The 17,618-nt window shown below is 53.6% G+C and carries 14 protein-coding genes and 1 tRNA gene; 12 read left to right on the forward strand and 3 right to left on the reverse strand.

Features of this window, described 5'->3' with window-relative positions:
* Positions 1–32: 32 nt before the first annotated feature.
* The 4 genes from deoA to mrdA all read left to right on the forward strand — a co-directional run bounded on the left by deoA (position 33) and on the right by mrdA (position 5,511).
* Positions 33–1,361 carry a thymidine phosphorylase gene (gene deoA / locus EPG66_RS15915; protein ID WP_115759137.1) on the forward strand — a complete coding sequence of 443 codons (1,329 nt, stop codon included), beginning with the start codon at positions 33–35 and terminating at the stop codon, positions 1,359–1,361.
* Between the two features lie 95 nt (positions 1,362–1,456).
* Complete coding sequence (gene deoB / locus EPG66_RS15920) at positions 1,457–2,680, forward strand: phosphopentomutase (protein ID WP_010671093.1); 1,224 nt, start codon at positions 1,457–1,459, stop codon at positions 2,678–2,680.
* 26 nt (positions 2,681–2,706) lie between these two features.
* A complete protein-coding gene (gene deoD / locus EPG66_RS15925; protein ID WP_010248951.1) occupies positions 2,707–3,420 on the forward strand; it encodes a purine-nucleoside phosphorylase in 714 nt (237 codons plus the stop codon).
* A gap of 219 nt (positions 3,421–3,639) precedes the next feature.
* Entirely contained in the window at positions 3,640–5,511 is a 1,872-nt protein-coding gene (gene mrdA / locus EPG66_RS15930; RefSeq protein WP_083070082.1) for a penicillin-binding protein 2, read from the forward strand.
* A 26-nt stretch (positions 5,512–5,537) separates the two neighbouring features.
* Here mrdA and EPG66_RS15935 read toward each other — a convergent pair whose 3' ends face one another.
* A complete protein-coding gene (locus EPG66_RS15935) occupies positions 5,538–6,857 on the reverse strand; it encodes a methyl-accepting chemotaxis protein (RefSeq protein ID WP_083070079.1) in 1,320 nt (439 codons plus the stop codon).
* 223 nt (positions 6,858–7,080) lie between these two features.
* Between EPG66_RS15935 and EPG66_RS15940 the strand changes: the two genes are divergently transcribed.
* The 5 genes from EPG66_RS15940 (at position 7,081) to EPG66_RS15960 (ending at position 10,991) form a co-directional block, all read left to right on the forward strand.
* Positions 7,081–7,156 (forward strand) — tRNA-Phe (locus tag EPG66_RS15940).
* A 459-nt stretch (positions 7,157–7,615) separates the two neighbouring features.
* Positions 7,616–8,581 (forward strand): sensor domain-containing diguanylate cyclase, encoded by a 966-nt coding sequence (locus EPG66_RS15945; RefSeq protein ID WP_182687509.1) that lies wholly within the window; start codon positions 7,616–7,618, stop codon positions 8,579–8,581.
* Between the two features lie 742 nt (positions 8,582–9,323).
* Complete coding sequence (locus tag EPG66_RS15950; protein WP_004571242.1) at positions 9,324–9,488, forward strand: con-10 family general stress protein; 165 nt, start codon at positions 9,324–9,326, stop codon at positions 9,486–9,488.
* A 503-nt stretch (positions 9,489–9,991) separates the two neighbouring features.
* On the forward strand, positions 9,992–10,474 hold the full coding sequence (locus EPG66_RS15955) for a YciE/YciF ferroxidase family protein (RefSeq protein WP_182687511.1): 483 nt from the start codon (positions 9,992–9,994) through the stop codon (positions 10,472–10,474).
* A gap of 10 nt (positions 10,475–10,484) precedes the next feature.
* Positions 10,485–10,991: a ferritin-like domain-containing protein gene (locus EPG66_RS15960; RefSeq protein WP_031594042.1), complete on the forward strand. Its 507-nt coding sequence runs from the start codon at positions 10,485–10,487 to the stop codon at positions 10,989–10,991.
* 80 nt (positions 10,992–11,071) lie between these two features.
* Here EPG66_RS15960 and treF read toward each other — a convergent pair whose 3' ends face one another.
* Positions 11,072–12,730 (reverse strand): alpha,alpha-trehalase TreF, encoded by a 1,659-nt coding sequence (gene treF / locus EPG66_RS15965; protein ID WP_069025366.1) that lies wholly within the window; start codon positions 12,728–12,730, stop codon positions 11,072–11,074.
* A gap of 351 nt (positions 12,731–13,081) precedes the next feature.
* On the reverse strand, positions 13,082–13,939 hold the full coding sequence (locus EPG66_RS15970; protein ID WP_182687513.1) for an SDR family oxidoreductase: 858 nt from the start codon (positions 13,937–13,939) through the stop codon (positions 13,082–13,084).
* A gap of 98 nt (positions 13,940–14,037) precedes the next feature.
* Here EPG66_RS15970 and EPG66_RS15975 point away from each other — a divergent pair, with 98 nt between their 5' ends.
* From EPG66_RS15975 to cydB, 3 genes are all read left to right on the forward strand, one after another.
* Positions 14,038–14,418 (forward strand): winged helix-turn-helix transcriptional regulator, encoded by a 381-nt coding sequence (locus EPG66_RS15975; protein ID WP_010248931.1) that lies wholly within the window; start codon positions 14,038–14,040, stop codon positions 14,416–14,418.
* Positions 14,419–15,199: 781 nt separating this feature from the next.
* Positions 15,200–16,612 (forward strand): cytochrome ubiquinol oxidase subunit I, encoded by a 1,413-nt coding sequence (locus EPG66_RS15980; protein ID WP_031594219.1) that lies wholly within the window; start codon positions 15,200–15,202, stop codon positions 16,610–16,612.
* Between the two features lies 1 nt (position 16,613).
* Positions 16,614–17,618 carry a cytochrome d ubiquinol oxidase subunit II gene (gene cydB / locus EPG66_RS15985; protein WP_010248926.1) on the forward strand — a complete coding sequence of 335 codons (1,005 nt, stop codon included), beginning with the start codon at positions 16,614–16,616 and terminating at the stop codon, positions 17,616–17,618.

A 17,618-nucleotide genomic window follows, 5' to 3' on the forward strand; every position in this document is an offset into this window, starting at 1 on the left:
CCATCCTGATTTCCCTGAGCCAGGGGGTTACCTTGTTCCTGCCACAAGAAATAATTCGCAAAAAACGTGACGGCCATGCGCTGACTGAAGAGGAGATTCGCTTCTTCATCAATGGCGTGCGTGATAACACCGTCTCGGAAGGTCAGATTGCCGCGCTGGCGATGACTATCTATTTCCACGACATGACGCTGCCTGAGCGGGTCGCGCTGACTATGGCGATGCGTGATTCCGGTACGGTACTGAACTGGAAATCGCTTAATCTCAATGGCCCGGTGGTGGATAAGCACTCGACCGGCGGCGTCGGCGATGTGACGTCGCTGATGTTAGGGCCGATGGTCGCGGCCTGCGGCGGATATGTTCCGATGATCTCGGGTCGTGGCCTTGGCCATACCGGCGGCACGCTGGATAAACTGGAAGCGATTCCGGGCTTCGATATCTTTCCGAGCGATGACCGCTTCCGCGAGATCATTAAGCAGGTCGGTGTGGCGATTATCGGCCAGACCAGCTCGCTGGCACCGGCAGATAAGCGTTTCTACGCCACGCGTGACATCACCGCCACCGTCGATTCGATCCCGCTGATTACCGCCTCGATTCTGGCGAAGAAGCTGGCAGAAGGGCTGGATGCACTGGTGATGGATGTCAAAGTGGGTTCCGGCGCGTTTATGCCAACCTATGAGGCGTCAGAAAGTCTGGCGCAGTCGATTGTTGGCGTCGCCAATGGCGCAGGTTGCCAGACCACCGCACTGCTGACGGATATGAACCAGGTTCTCGCCTCCTCAGCCGGTAACGCGCTGGAAGTGCGTGAAGCGGTTCGCTTCCTGACCGGCGAAGAGCGGAATCCGCGCCTGCTGGAAGTGACGCTGGCGCTCTGCAGCGAAATGCTGGTCTCCGGCAAACTGGCCGCCAGCGACACCGAAGCGCGTCAGAAACTGATGACGGTGCTGGATAACGGCAAAGCAGCCGAGGTATTTGGTCGCATGGTGGCTGCCCAGCAGGGGCCTGCCGATTTCGTGGAACGCTACGACGCTTATCTGCCCGCGCCAATGCTGAGCAAGCCGGTGTATGCCGACCAGCCAGGCATCGTCAGCAGCATGGATACCCGTGCTCTGGGTCTGGCGGTGGTGGCAATGGGCGGTGGACGTCAGCGTGCCAGCGACAGTATTGATTACAGCGTCGGCTTAAGCGACATGATCACCCTGGGCGAACGCGCCGATGCGCAGCGTCCACTGGCGATTATTCACGCCAGCAGCGAAGACAAATGGCAGCAGGCCGCCGCCGCGGTCAAAGCCGCGCTGGTGCTCGGCAATTCCGTCCCGGCTGAGACGCCGGTTGTCTATCGCCGTGTGAGCGATATCAGCTAACTGACCGGTAACCGGTGCCAGCTGCGATGCATTCGGGTATACTGATCTGATCGCTTTTTTTTGACTTGTCACGCGCCAATGCGCAGGAGACTTGCATGAAACGTGCTTTTATTATGGTTCTCGATTCCTTTGGAATTGGCTCCAGTAAAGATGCCGATAAATTCGGCGACGCAGGTTCGGATACTTTAGGTCACATCGCCGAAGCCTGTTTCAGGGGTGAAGCAGACAAGGGACGTAAAGGCCCATTGCATCTGCCTAATCTTACCGCGCTGGGTCTGGGCAAAGCCGCAGAGCTGTCGACCGGCCGCTTCCCGGCAGGTCTGGATCCTGAGGCGAAAATCACCGGCGCGTACGCTTACGCCAGCGAGCTTTCGTCAGGTAAAGATACGCCGTCAGGCCACTGGGAGATCGCCGGTGTGCCGGTGCTGTTTGACTGGGGCTACTTCAGCGACAAAGAGAACAGCTTCCCACAGGAGTTGCTGGACAAACTGGTTGAGCGTGCAGATCTGCCGGGCTATCTCGGGAACTGCCACTCTTCAGGTACGGTGATCCTCGACCAGCTGGGCGAAGAGCACATGAAAACCGGCAAGCCGATTTTCTATACCTCTGCGGACTCGGTGTTCCAGATCGCCTGTCATGAAGAGACCTTTGGTCTGGATCGTCTCTATGCGCTGTGCGAAATCGCCCGTGAAGAGCTAACCGAAGGTGGCTACAACATTGGCCGGGTTATCGCCCGTCCGTTTGTGGGCGACAAAGCGGGTCAGTTCGAGCGCACCGGCAATCGTCACGACCTGGCAGTCGAGCCACCATCCGCCACCATGCTGAAGAAGCTGGTGGATGAGAAGGGCGGTCACGTGATCTCCGTGGGTAAAATCGCCGATATCTATGCTGAGCAGGGCATTACCAAAAAGGTCAAAGCGACCGGTCTGGATGCGCTGTTTGACGCGACGATTCAGGAGATGAAAACTGCGCCGGATCAGGCGATTGTTTTCACTAACTTCGTTGATTTCGACTCAACCTGGGGACATCGTCGTGATGTTGCCGGTTATGCGGGCGGGCTGGAGCTGTTTGACCGTCGTCTGCCTGAGCTGATGGAGTTAGTCGGAGAAGATGACATTCTGATCCTGACCGCTGACCACGGCTGTGACCCAACGTGGGAAGGCACTGAACACACGCGTGAGCACATTCCGATTCTTATCTACGGACCGAAAGTCGAGCCGGGTTCACTCGGTTACCGCGAAACTTTCGCCGATATTGGTCAGACAATTGCACACTATTTTGGCCTGTCCGAGATGGACTATGGCAAGAACATGCTGTAAATCAGCAATTTAATAAGGATTAAACAATGGCAACCCCTCATATTAATGCTGAAATGGGCGATTTCGCAGACGTCGTGCTGATGCCTGGCGATCCGCTGCGTGCAAAGCACATTGCTGAAACCTTCCTGGAAAATCCGGTAGAAGTGAACAACGTGCGCGGGATGCTGGGCTACACCGGCACCTATAAAGGCCGCAAAGTCTCTGTAATGGGCCATGGAATGGGTATTCCTTCCTGCTCCATCTACACCAAAGAGCTGATCACCGACTTCGGCGTGAAAAAGATCATCCGTGTGGGCTCCTGTGGTGCCGTGCGTGCCGATGTAAAACTGCGTGACATCGTGATTGGTATGGGTGCCTGCACCGATTCCAAAGTGAACCGTATGCGTTTCAAAGATCACGATTTTGCTGCGATTGCTGACTTCGACATGGTGCGTAACGCGGTTGATGCGGCGAAAAACCTGGGTGTTGAAGCGCGCGTAGGTAACATCTTCTCTGCCGATCTCTTCTACACTCCGGATCCGCAGATGTTCGACGTGATGGAGAAATATGGCATCCTCGGCGTTGAGATGGAAGCTGCAGGTATCTACGGTGTGGCCGCAGAGTTCGGTGCTAAAGCGCTGACCATCTGCACCGTATCAGACCACATCCGTACGCATGAGCAGACCACCGCTGCTGAGCGTCAGACCACCTTCAACGACATGATCAAGATTGCGCTGGAGTCTGTTCTGCTGGGTGATTAATCAGCTTGGCAGGCATTGATGCCTGCTGCCCGATTCCCCTGTGCAGATCCCCCTTAACCTGGGGATCTGCATTTTCCCGCCTCGCCGTCCCGGTAACATTCACATCAAATGACACACTTTTGCTCAGGCTTGTGCATCTTCGCGCTGGCACGCCCGCGATCGCGCTTTATCATGGTGCGCAATAACAGATAATAATTAATCGCCTGATAATGCCCCCTGATGAACTTTCGTAACTTCGAAGCTGAAGAGAAGCTGTTTGCCCGCCGCGCTGCAATAGCCTTTGCTCTGGTCTGTCTCTGTTTCACCATTCTTGGCGTAAACCTTTTTCGCTTACAGGTGCGCGACCATGGCTATTACCAGACGCGCTCTAACCAGAACGACATCAAAATGATCCCCATTGCGCCAACGCGTGGGCTGATTTATGACCGCAATGGCATTCCGCTGGTGCGAAACGTCAGCTGGTACGCCATTACGCTGACGCCCTACAAAATCAGCGACATGGACGCCACGCTGCGGGCACTCACGCCGATCGTTAATCTGACGCCGGACGAAATCGACACCTTCCGCCATGCGCTGAAGCAGACCAGCCGTTACAAGCCGGTGGTGCTGAAAGAGGAGCTGACCGAAGAGCAGGTCGCCCGCTTTGCGGTCAATCAGTTTCACTTCACCGGCGCCAGCATTGAGACCTACCAGGATCGTGAATATCCCTATGGCGCGGATCTGGCGCATGTGATCGGCTATGTGTCGAAAATCAACGATAACGACTATAAACGGCTGAATGCTGAAGGCATCGCCGAAAACTATGCGGCTGACCATAACATAGGTAAGCAGGGGATTGAGGGCTATTATGAAGCGCTGCTGCACGGCAAGCCGGGTTATCAGGAAGTGGAAGTGGATAATCATGGCCGCATTGTGCGGGTGCTGAAGGAGGTGCCGCCGGTCGCGGGTAAAAACCTGACGCTGACGCTGGATCTGCACCTGCAACAGTATGTGGAAAGCCTGCTGGCGGGGCAGCGTGCGGCGCTGCTGATTGAAGATCCGCACGACGGCTCCGTGCTGGCGATGGTATCCAGCCCAAGCTACGATCCCAATCCGTTTGTAAAAGGCATCAGCTATCAGGCCTACAAAAAGCTGCTACAGGACAAAGATCTGCCGCTGATTAACCGCGTCACGCAGGGACTCTATCCGCCCGCCTCCACGGTGAAGCCTTACATGGCGATGTCGGCGCTGCTGACTCATGTGATTACGCCGCAGTCGCAATTCTTTGGCGCACCCACCTGGACGCTGCCAGGCACGGACCGGCGCTATCGCGACTGGAAAAAGAGCGGGCACGGCATGCTGGATGTGACCCGGGCAATCGAAGAGTCCGCCGACACCTTCTTCTACCAGGTGGCGTTCATGATGGGCATTGATCGCATTCACACTATGCTCAGCCAGTTTGGCTATGGCAAATCGACCGGCATTGACCTGAATGAAGAGTACAGCGGCTTACTGCCGAGCCGGGAGTGGAAGCAGAAGGTGCATAAAAAGACCTGGTATCAGGGCGATACGGTGTCCGTTGGTATCGGACAGGGCTACTGGGTTGCGACACCCATTCAGATGGTGAAAGCGATGGTGGCGCTGATTAATAACGGTCGGGTTATTGCCCCCCATCTGCTGGAGAAAACCCAGCGCGGCACCCTGGTGGAGAACTACCATCCCAGGCTGCATGAAGCGCAGATTGGCGATCCTCATTCACCCTACTGGTCGCTGGTACGCCATGCGATGTTTGGCATGGCTAATGCACCCAACGGCACCGGTTATAAATATTTCCACACGGCACCTTATGGCATCGCCGCGAAGAGCGGGACGTCGCAGGTATTCAGCCTGCGCCAGAACCAGACCTATAACGCGAAGATGATACCGGTACGGCTACGTGACCATATCTTCTACACCGCCTTTGCGCCCTTTAATGACCCGAAAGTGGCGGTGGCGTTGATACTGGAGAATGGTGGCAACGAAGGGATTACTGCGGCACCCGTGATGCGGGCGGTTCTGGATCACATCTTTATTCCGCCGACGCCAGAAGCGCCGGTTCAGGCAACACCTTAAAAGGGGGCGGTTGCCCCCGCAGCGCGTCAGACTTTAAGCGTTTTGGTCACCTGACCGATGGCGCGTACTACATCGGTTGCGCCTTCACGGATTTCCGCAATCACGCCGCCCGCCTCCTGGGCCAGCTGTACGCCCTGATCGGCGCGCTTCAGGTTGGATTCAATCCCTTTCAGTGCCCGGCTTGCCAGCAGATGGTTTTGCTGTATCCGATTTTCGATGTCGGTGGTGGCGCGGTTGATGTTTGCTGCCAGCGTGCGAACTTCATTAGCCACTACCGCAAAGCTGCGGCCATGGGTTCCGGCCCGCGCCGCTTCAATAGCGGCATTTAACGCCAGCAGGTTAGTCTGATCGGCTATCTGGCGTATGCCTTCCACAATCGCACCGATACGCTCTGAGGATTCACTCAGGCCGGTAATATCACCGGAGATCCCCTGCAGTTCACCCGCCAGGGCGTTCATGGTCTGCACGCTGCTGGCGATAACATCGGCACCCAGCTTTGTGCTTTCATCCGTTTGCAGCGCGGTGTGATAAGCCCGCTGTGCCGCATCATGTTCCTGCTGATTCTTTTCCACCTGCGCGGTCACATCGGTGGCGAATTTCACGATTTTGTAGAGCCTGCCCTGTTCGTCAAACACCGGATTGTAGGTGGCGCGCAGCCAGATAGTCTCGCCCCGTTTATTGACCCGGGGAAACTGACCTGAGACAAATTCGCCGCGGTTCAGCTGCTGCCAGAACTCGCTATATTCGCGGCTGTCGCGCAGCGCCTGCGAGCAGAAGCGACGGTGGTGGACACCTTCTACCTCCTCACGACGGTAGCCCATGGTTTTCAGGAAGTTGTCATTGGCTTTCAGCACTTCACCTTTGAGGTTAAAAGCGATCACCGCCATCGACCGTTCTATGGCGGTGGTGATGGCGCGCTGCTCCTGCGCATCGTTGATATGATCGGTGATGTCGGTTGCCAGTTTGACGATTTTAATCACCCGGCCATGGCGGTTCTGCACCGGCACATAGTTGGCTTCGAGCCATACCGGTCGGCCGTTTTTCGCCACGCGCAGGAACTTATCGCTGAAGCTTTCGCCCCGGTTCAGTCGCAGCCAGAAATCCTTGTACTCCCGCGACTCAAGCTGCTCTGCGGTACAAAACAGGCTGTGGTGCTGGTCTTCGATCTCCGCCAGCGTGTAGCCCATGCGCGCCAGAAACAGCGCATTCGCGCTGAGAATAGTGCCATCGGGGGAGAATTCAATCATGGCGATGGAGCCGTTGAGAGAGCTCAGCGTTGCCGCTGAGTGTGAACGCTTCTGCCAGCTGTGACGGGAAGCGATACCTGATGTAATGGTGGAAAACATGGCGATCCTTATTATTAGTGTTGGTCTCGCATGCTATATCGGCAATTTCGCGTCACAATGCAGACTCTGCCTGCTTTCTGACTAAAATATATCCGGCCAACAGAGAGCTTTATGGCGGCAGGTCAGACCCACTCTTTGGGTTGATGGAAAAGCGGTCAGTCGATTTGATTTTGGTGAAAAGCGTTTGACGCTGCCGGGCCGCTTTGGTTTAATGCGCCCCGTTGCCCGAATAGCTCAGTCGGTAGAGCAGGGGATTGAAAATCCCCGTGTCCCTGGTTCGATTCCGGGTTCGGGCACCATCTTTAAAGAACCCGCCTCTGGCGGGTTTTTGCGTTCTGGAGCGAACCCGTTATCGAAGGTTCGATTCACTCGCCACATCCCTGTGGCTCGCCCTCTGGGTCGCGCGAAGCCGCGCGATGCAAAAATGCTCCCGGCATTTTCGGGTTCGGGCACCATCTTTAAAGAACCCGCCTCTGGCGGGTTTTTGCTTTTTTAAGGCCACCCGATTCGCCACCTCCCCGAACATTCCGAATTTCGCCTCTTCCGCGCCCATTCCACTTCTTAACCCTGTAGCAACACAAACAGATTTCATGGCGAAACCAATTGGCAGGTTTGCCTCTGTGCTGCATTGCCAGACTGGCACCGCCTGATATCCTGTCCAGCCTGCAATTGACCGCGACTAATCGTGTTTTATAAGCCACCCTTTACAGAATCAGCCTGACAGGCACAATACCCCTTTTTCCTCCTCTCACACGGTTATGTCAGAAGAAGCGCTGCGTCTGCAGATACAGAACCTCAAAAAGCACAATGCGCGTCTGAAGCGTATAGCGCATGACGCCCGCACAAAACTCAATGCGGCGCTGGATGGTACCGGGCTGTTCCTGTGGCAGCTGGATATTCCCAGCGGCAAACTGGTGATTTTCAACCGGCGCTGGGGGGCGATGCTGGGCTTCCAGCCGAAAGAGACCGACGCCAACTTTGAATCCTGGAAAGAGAGCCTGCATCCCGATGATGCCGCCGACGTTTTACAGGCATTCAACGACCACATCGCCGGGAAAGCGCCTTATTACGAGGCTCTGCATCGCATGATCGCCAAAAATGGCAGCATTACGTGGGTGCTGGATCGGGGCCGGGTCAGCGAATGGAATGCGCACGGAGAGCCGGTTAAAGTGATCGGCACTCACATCGATATGACCAAAGAGAAGCAATATGAAGAGCAGCTTGCCCTGCTGGCGCTGCACGATCCCCTTACGCTGCTCAACAATCGCCATGCTCTGCAGAATTATTTCGGTGAAATGAAAGCTCAGGGACCGCTCTGCGTGGTCTTTATTGACCTGGATAACTTCAAACACGTCAACGACACCCTGGGGCACCGCAGCGGAGATGAAGTCCTCATCCAGTTAAGTCAGCGGTTTACGGAACTCTCTCCGGCAGAAGTGATCATTGGCCGACTGGGCGGCGACGAGTTTGTGTTGTTAATACCCTGGGCGCTGAACCATCCGCGGGTAAAGACACTGGCGCACGCCTGTCTTGACGCGGTAATGGCACCTTTTGATATGGCAAACGGGCATGCCCTCATTGGGGCGTCTGTCGGTGTGTCTCAGGCGCAGGACAAAGATGACTTTGATACTGCACTGCAGCGTGCTGATGAAGCGATGTACCGTATCAAGAAAAATGGCAAGCGCGGTGTCGCTTTTGATTCCACTTTTCCCGACTCCCTCTGACTCTGCTGAACAGGGCATATGTTTTGCAAGTCAATAACGCACAATCTCCCTCATGGCTTTGCTCGATCTTACTCATAATGTTGAGTTCCCCTTTTCGCAGGCATGCAAAATTTATGCGTATGCCCGCAGAAAGGACTTTTTAGTACTATTCCGAAAACCCGCTTTTTGCCACCAAATACCTGAATCTTGCCGCTTCGGTTATATTCAGATATCAGTGCTAAATCTGACCTCTCTTTTTAATAAAAATTTTCATCTAACCAGCATAATTGATCGTTTATTGATCGATTCAGGCTATTTTTAACTGGTGCTATCAATGCGTCACGCTTCGCTTATTTTTAACGTAAAAGCAGGGTTTCAGATTTCTAATTAGCGCTTCGCTTGGGGAATTTGATCGTTTGTTGATCATCTTCACTACCTGATATTGATGAAATTATCTCTTTGCCGCTTCGCTTATATTTTTTCAATTGGACTTTTTTTGAAAATGATCGATTAATAGGGCGCGGCGATTTTCGTTATAAATATTTTTCATGCTGCGGCTCTTTTATGAATAGAAAAGAGCGATGGTTGAAATCCGTTATCAATCCGGTTGAGGGTAGGACGGCCAATAAAACAGAACTGTGACGGGTTTTTTATTTCTCTGACTTGATCGGTCCGATTTTCTGTCTACATTTATGTTGCTGAATCGGCCTGATGAAGCGTTAACTGTGCAAATTCCAATTTTTAAAATTCAAAGAGGACGCATATGACTCAATATCGCGGTGGGGCCGGGAATTTTGCGGCCGACAAAGAGCGTGCTGCTGAAGCAGGGCGCAAAGGAGGCCAGAAAAGCGGCGGTAACTTCAAAAACGATCCTGAACGTGCCATTGAAGCGGGGCGCAAGGGAGGTAAGGTTAGCCGCCGGAGCTGAACGTCTTTAACACTGCTGTAACGGCAGGGTTACTCTGTTAGCCGGGCATTTTGAATCTGTTTAGTTCCTCGTGAAGATAATTACACCCTGAATTATGTCATTGCTCCATCATTGGCAGTGGCGGGAGCTGTTAATTGAACCGGAAGGGTTTACCCTTCCGGTTTTTTATTTCCGATCGATTAAAGCTATACGGTTAAATACAACTTTGTACAGGTAAGTTTTTGACTGGTACTTTTTTATGCAGTTAATCTTAAAAAATGTATACAACGATTTATTACTTTGTACAAAATCCAGCGCAGCTAACGAAGCGGCAACGATAAAAACATTATTCAGCTAAATCTTTGCTGTAAAAAGGAAAATGCATTTTATATGCCACTTTTGTCTTAAATTCATACTGATGCTGCGTGCGATATTAAGAATCTCCACTAGACTTTTCAGGTGTCAACGATATGACTGGCGCTGCGTTATTACAGACGCAGCTTTTTAATCAATGAGGCTATCTTATGACAGTGAAAACGTTAAACGATCTGTTCATCCATGACTTATCCGATGTATACAGCGCTGAGAAGCAGATAACCCGTGCATTGCCTAAAATGGCGCGTGCAGCCAGTGACGAAAATCTTATCGCTGCGTTTAATCAGCATCTGGAAGAGACCCGTGTTCAGATTGAACGACTCGACGAACTGGTGGAAGTAACACCTGAAGTCAAAATCAAACGAATGAAATGCCATGCGCTGGAAGGTCTGGTTGAAGAAGCGCAGGAAATTATCGACTCGGTCGAAAAGGGCGAGGTTCGCGATCAGGGGCTGATCGGTGCAGCGCAGAAAGTTGAGCATTATGAGATTGCCACCTACGGTACGCTGCATGCGCTGGCGCTGAAGCTGGGTTACACCAAAGCCGCGCAGCTGCTGGAAGAAACCCTGAATGAAGAGAAGCAAACGGATGAGAAGCTCACCTCGGTAGCCGACTCTATTACCGTCTCTTAAGGAGCAACACATGACTGCGATTGAACATTATCACGACTGGCTGCGCGATGCGCATGCGATGGAAAAACAAGCAGAAAGCATGCTGAGCAAGATGTCAGGTCGTCTTGAACACTATCCGGCGCTGGAACAGCGTCTGGCGCAACATCTGGATGAAACTAAACATCAGCTGACTCTGCTGGAACAGCTGCTCGACAGCCACGGTATCGATCACTCTGTAATGAAAGATGCGATGGGCAAAATGGCAGCCACCGGCCAGGCCGTGGGCGGCATGTTTAACTCAGATGAAGTGGTGAAGGGTGCCATCAGTGGCTATGTATTCGAAAATGCCGAGATCGCCAGCTACACCAGCCTGATCGCCGCGGCTGAGCAGGTCGGTGATGCGCAGGGCGTACGCATACTGAGTGAGATCCGCGATCAGGAAGTGGCGATGGCGGAGTGGCTGCTGCAGCATCTGCCTGAAGTGACACAGCAGTTCCTGCAACGTGCGTCACAACCAGGCACTGAAGCGAAGAAGTAGCGCTGAATAGCCTGTATGAAACATGAAAAAGCCGGGATAGCCCGGCTTTTTGCGTTTTAAAGGTTTACAGGCTGCGATACTCAGTCAGCCATTAAATGCCCATACATCGTCATCAGCTTACGTGTAACGCCGTTAGTCCAGCCGAATCCATCCTGTAACGGATACTCACCACCGCCACCAGGACGGGCGCGCTCGCCGCTGATGTCATACTTCTCTACCAGCTTGTGGTGCAACTGATAGAAGTTACTGACCGTATTGAGCCAGTTCACCGCCACTTCCGTTGCCAGCGTCTCTTCACCGTAGTTATTCAGGCCAACAATAGCCATCCACTGCATCGGTGCCCAGCCGTTAGGTCGATCCCACTGCTCACCGCTTTCGACCATGGAGGTCAGCAGACCGCCGTTGCTCAGCAGCAGATGACGCAACGAGATCGCCTGCAGGTGCGCCTGATGCGGCGTTGCAAGACCGACAAACAGCGGAACCACGGAGGCGACGGTAAAGGCACCGAAACGCTCCCGACGCCAGTCGTAGTCACGGAACACACCGGCGGTGCTGTCCCAGAGATAACGGGTAATCGCACGCTTACGCGCTTCGGCTTTTTTCTGCCAGGCCAGCGCGGTCAGCTCTTCGCCTTTTGCGTGCGACAGAGTAGCGATCATCAGCTCCAGCTTGTACAGGAACGAGTTCAGATCGATAGGAATAAACTGCGTGGTACGGATGCTCGACAGCCGTTTCGGGTTACGCAGCCAGCGCGAGGAGTAATCCCAGCCCGATTCCGCTCCGGCACGCAGGTCACGATACACTTCGCTGGCCGGACGTTTCGATTCGCGGGCAGTTTCCACATCTTCGATCCACGACTCATCACGCGGCGTATCACGGTCATCCCAGTAGCGGTTCAGCAGTGAGCCGTTTGGCATCCGCACCACGTGGCGATAAGCCTGGTTCGGCATCAGCGAACCGGCACCATCCATCCAGAACTGATACTCCTTCATCAGCTGTTCCTGATAGCGCTTAGCACCGCGCACGCCATCTTCTTCGAACAGCTCAACCATCAGGGCAAACACCGGCGGCTGCGAGCGGCTGAGATAATAGGTACGGTTGCCGTTTGGCACATGACCGTAGTTATCGATCAGCCAGGCAAAGTTATCCGCCATGTGACGCAGCAGATCGTCGCGGCCCGATTCTGCCAGGCCGAGCATGGTGAAGTAAGAATCCCAGTAGTAGGTTTCGCCAAAACGTCCGCCCGGCACCACATAGGGTTTGGGTAACGGCAGCAGCGATGAGTGCGGCATATGCTGCTGCGGCATTTTGGTCAGAACCGGCCACAGGTCGTCGATATGCTCATTGAGCGTTTTATCCGGGTTGGAGACATAAAAGCTTTCATTTACGCCAGGCAGATAAAAGTGATCGGCGACAAAACGCGACAGGTCAAAATCACTGCTGCGTTTCTGTCGACGATAGCGCATCAGTACATCCAGCGGATCGTACTTGGGCGAACAGTCGGGGAAGGTTTTGCTGTCCTCGAAAATCCGCGACATCTGAACATGTTCAAACAGTTCCAGATAACGATCGGCAGGGGTCAGCGCATCCGGCGCCGGCAAGCCTTCAATCAGCTCCGGCTCCGGTTCAGAATCCTGCATGCGATCCAGCTTCAGTTCATGGGGATCGTATTGATACTCAACTTCCGCCCCGGCACGAACCTCTTCAAGTGCATTTTGTTGCTGGCGATGGGTATTAATAACGGCCTCCTGAGCGGTCGTGGTTGCACAAAGGACAAATTATAGACCTCTCATCCCGCGGAACAACAATGCAGAATATCTATGAACGTAATAAATATTGTCGATTAATCGAGGTTTTTAGATAAATTCCAGACAATTCAACCAAATATAGTGATGTTCACAAAAAACGCATTTCAGATGAATCTCTTAGCGACCTGAATAAAAAAATTTAACCTGAAGAAAACTGGCGTTTATTCACATTTTGTAAAAGAAACCGCAGCCGCAAAGAGTGCAGAAAGTGGCATACCCAACGGGAATTCGGCCAGGAGAGTGAGGTGAGCGGACCCGATTGCCCGCTCATGAACGACAGAATTAACGGTTCGCCAGCGCCGCGCGAATGACAGCCTGCCAGGTGGTGGTGGGGCGACCGATGAGCTGGCTCAGCTGACGGGAGTCATCGAACAAACCGCCTTTCTCTGCACCGGCATCGGAATCTGCCAGCATTTCCGCCAGACCTTCTGGCAGGCCTGCATTTTTCAGCGCCGCCGCAAACTCACTCTGAGAGAGATTGACGTAATCGACCTTCTCACCGCTCTGTGCGGCAATCTCCGCAGCAAACTGCGCCAGCGTGTAGCTGTCGTCGCCTGCCAGTTCATACACTTTGCCCGCCTGATCCTCTCGGGTCATCACTTCTGCCGTCGCTTCAGCATAATCCTGACGCGCTGCCGAGGCGATACGACCTTCACCTGCTGCGCCAATAAACGCATGATGCGCCAGCGCCGGTGGGATGCTCGCGGCGTAGTTCTCGCTGTACCAGCCGTTACGCAGCAGGGCGAACGGGATACCAGAGGCTTTCAGCAGCGCTTCTGTTGCACGGTGTTCAACGCCCAGGCCCAGCGGCGAGGTATCTGCATGCAACAGGCTGGTGTAGGCGATAAAGCCCACGCCCGCCGCACGAGCAGCCTCGATGACGGCTTTATGCTGCGCTTCACGCTGGCCCACTTCACTACCGGAGATCAGTAGCAGCTTATCCACGCCTGCAAAAGCGGCCTCCAGCGTCTCTGGCTGGCCATAATCGGCCTGGCGGACAATGACGCCCAGCGCCGCAAGATCGGCCGCTTTGGCAGGCGTACGGACGGCGGCAATAATTTCTCCCGCCGGGACTTTTTTCAGTAATGCATCGATAACGATACGGCCAAGCTGGCCGGTGGCACCTGTTACTGCAATCATGTTATTACTCCCGTGGCTGTTGGTGAAATTCAGACTAGTGTATAAACTAATTTTTAGTAAGTACTTACAGAATTGTTAGTTTGAGATGGGTAAGTTAAATGTCTGAAAAAATGAGTGAAAAATTTATCCGCGGCGAATTGCTCAACGTTAACTGCCCGTCACGTGACGTGCTGAAACGCGTGACCAGCCGCTGGAGCGTATTAATTCTGCTGGCCCTGCAGGACCAGACGCTGCGCTTCAGTGCGTTGCGCCGGACGGTCGGTGGCGTCAGCGAGCGGATGCTGGCGCAGAATCTGCGCTACCTGGAAGAAGATGGCTTCGTGCAGCGTATCGCCTACGATGTGGTGCCACCGCACGTGGAATATCGCTTAACCCCGCTTGGACGCGAAGTCGGTGAACAGGTTGTGGGACTGGCTGACTGGCTGGAGCTGAACCTGAGCCGGATTCTGGCACAGCGCGAAAAATCTGCGGCAGAGTAAAATCACCCTGTATCAGCCGTCATAACGTGACGGCGTGGGGATACTCGCTGCAAAATTTCTGACTCCCTTTGTCTGTCATATGACTTCCTGAAACCGTAATAACGTAACGGCAGCGCAAATAATCCCCGCGCTCTTTTCGCACGGTTGCTGGTTATTAAATCGTTTCAGGAATCTCTGGCCCGGAATAATCAACTGCCCGTAGCGCGCTGTTAATTCATACCTTCTTTTTGACTCATTTTATTAACATCTCTTATGGCGCTTAAAAGCGCCGTTCTGCGTTTTTTCTGTCAGAAGTTAAAGCTGCATTAGCCAGGCAAAACCAAAAAAGCAAACAAAGCGGCAGAGGTAACCATTTACTCTTTTAACCTGTTAAAAAATAAGGGGATTAAATTTGTTGTCTCTAAAGTTTGACCTTTTCTCAATCAGGGTTTATAACAAAATAGTGCCTGAAAACAGCCTGTTGAAGGAATTTTCCAGCCAAGATTCGCTTTAGCGCGATCGATTTTTAAAGTACAAATTACCGTAACATTAACGACACATAAACACGCTCTGATTAACCTTTAGGCCTTATTTTTAAATAAATAATTCCCGTCAAAAACAATGATCAGAATCAATAAAGACTGTTATAGTTTTCATTAACCCCACTGTTTCTATTTCCTCGCCGCGAATAGTTTTAAATTTGCGGCGGGAATTTCAATAAGCGCAGAGAACCAGGCGCATCAGGCTTAAGTTGTTAATTATAAGTAAATACATGGTGTTCTATGTGGCAAAGAGGTAAGCAATGTTCGGATTAGATGCCTTTCATCTGGCCAGGATTCAGTTCGCATTTACTGTTTCCTTCCATATTATCTTTCCCGCCATCACCATCGGTCTCGCCAGTTTTCTGGCCGTGCTCGAAGGTATGTGGCTCAAAACCCGCGATCAAACCTATCGCGATCTCTACCACTTCTGGTCGAAAATCTTTGCCGTTAACTTCGGCATGGGTGTGGTATCAGGACTGGTCATGGCTTATCAGTTCGGGACGAACTGGAGCGGCTTCTCGGAGTTTGCTGGCAGTATCACCGGTCCGCTGCTGACCTATGAAGTACTGACAGCGTTCTTCCTGGAAGCGGGCTTCCTGGGCGTAATGCTGTTTGGCTGGAATCGCGTGGGTCCCGGGCTGCACTTCTTTGCCACCTGCATGGTCGCCCTCGGCACGCTGATTTCCACCTTCTGGATCCTGGCCTCTAACAGCTGGATGCATACGCCTCAGGGCTACATCATTCAGAATGGCATCGTGGTTCCGCAGGACTGGTTCAAAATCGTCTTTAACCCCTCATTCCCTTATCGCCTGTTCCATATGTCCGTAGCGGCGTTCCTGGCGAGTGCTTTCTTTGTGGGATCGTCGGCGGCCTGGCATCTGCTGAAGGGGAATAACAATCCCGCTATCCGCAAGATGTTCTCAATGGCGTTGTGGATGGCGCTGATTGTCGCGCCGATTCAGGCGATGATTGGTGATGCTCATGGTCTGAATACGCTGGAACATCAGCCTGCCAAAATCGCGGCGATTGAAGGGCACTGGGAAAACCCACCGGGGGAAGCCACACCGCTGATCCTGTTCGGGATCCCCGACATGGAGCAGGAACGTACCAAGTATGCGCTGGAGGTGCCTTATCTTGGCAGCCTGATTCTGACGCATAGCCTGGACAAGCAGGTTCCGGCGCTGAAGTCCTTCCCGAAAGAGGACCGGCCTAATTCAACGGTCATCTTCTGGTCCTTCCGCGTGATGGTGGCGCTGGGCCTGCTGATGATTACGCTGGGCGTGGTCAGCCTGTGGCTGCGTTTCAAAGGGCGTCTCTATGAGTCGCGTCCTTTCCTGTGGTTTGCGCTATTGATGGGGCCGTCGGGTCTGATTGCGATTCTGGCAGGCTGGTTTACCACTGAAATCGGTCGTCAGCCGTGGGTGGTCTATGGCGTGCAGCGCACGATTGATGCGGTCTCGGCACATGGGGACATGCACATGAGCATCAGCCTGCTGGCCTTTATTCTGGTCTACAGCTCGGTGTTCGGCGTGGGGTATCACTACATGATGCGTCTGATTAAGCAGGGACCGGTTACCGGCGAAGGCCATATCACCGAAGAGGGTGGTCCTGGCCAGAAGAAAACCCCGGCGCGTCCACTTTCCGCTGCCACCTTTAAGGATGGAGACCACTAAGATGATCGATTATTCCGTTATCTGGTTTGCGATTATCGTTTTCGCAACCCTGATGTATATCGTGATGGATGGCTTCGACCTGGGTATTGGTCTGCTGTTTCCGTTCAATAAAGATGCTGGCGAGCGCGACATGATGGTTAACACCGTCGCGCCGGTCTGGGACGGAAATGAAACCTGGCTGGTTCTGGGTGGCGCTGGCCTGTTTGGCGCGTTCCCGCTGGCCTATGCAGTGATTGCCGATGCGCTGTCGATTCCGCTGACCGCTATGCTGATTGGCCTGATTTTTCGTGGTGTCGCCTTTGAGTTCCGCTTCAAGGCGGTAGAAGGCCATCGGGCGTTCTGGGACAAGTCGTTTATTGCCGGTTCTGTCATCGCCACCTTCAGTCAGGGTGTGGCCGTGGGTGCGTTGCTGGATGGTATTCCGGTTGAGGGACGTCGTTTTGCCGGTTCCGCAATGGACTGGCTGGCACCGTTCCCGCTGTTCTGCGGCGTGGGTCTGGTTGTTGCCTACGCGTTGCTGGGCTGCACATGGCTTATCATGAAGACCGAGAACGAGCTGCACCGTAAAATGTCTGCGCTGGCTACGCCGCTGGTGATTGCGCTGTTAGTGATTATCGGCATCATCAGCCTGTGGACACCGTTTGCGCATGCCGATATCGCGCATCGCTGGTTCAGCAAACCCAACCTGTTCCTGTTCCTGCCGGTTCCGGTATTGGTGCTGCTCTGTTCGTGGGGCATTGTGCGCGCCATTAAGCGCGAGGCGCACTATTCACCGTTTCTGCTGACGCTGGCGCTGATCTTCCTGGGCTTCTCCGGGCTGGGCATCAGTATCTGGCCAAACATTATTCCGCCATCAGTGACCATCTGGGCTGCCGCCTCACCGCCGCAGAGCCAGGCCTTTATGCTGGTGGGTAGCCTGTTGATTATCCCGATGATCCTGGGCTACACCTTCTGGAGCTACTACGTGTTCCGTGGAAAAATCAAAGCAGACGCAGGATATCATTGA

This window comes from Pantoea pleuroti (assembly GCF_014156615.1).
GTDB classification, from domain to species: domain Bacteria; phylum Pseudomonadota; class Gammaproteobacteria; order Enterobacterales; family Enterobacteriaceae; genus Pantoea; species Pantoea agglomerans.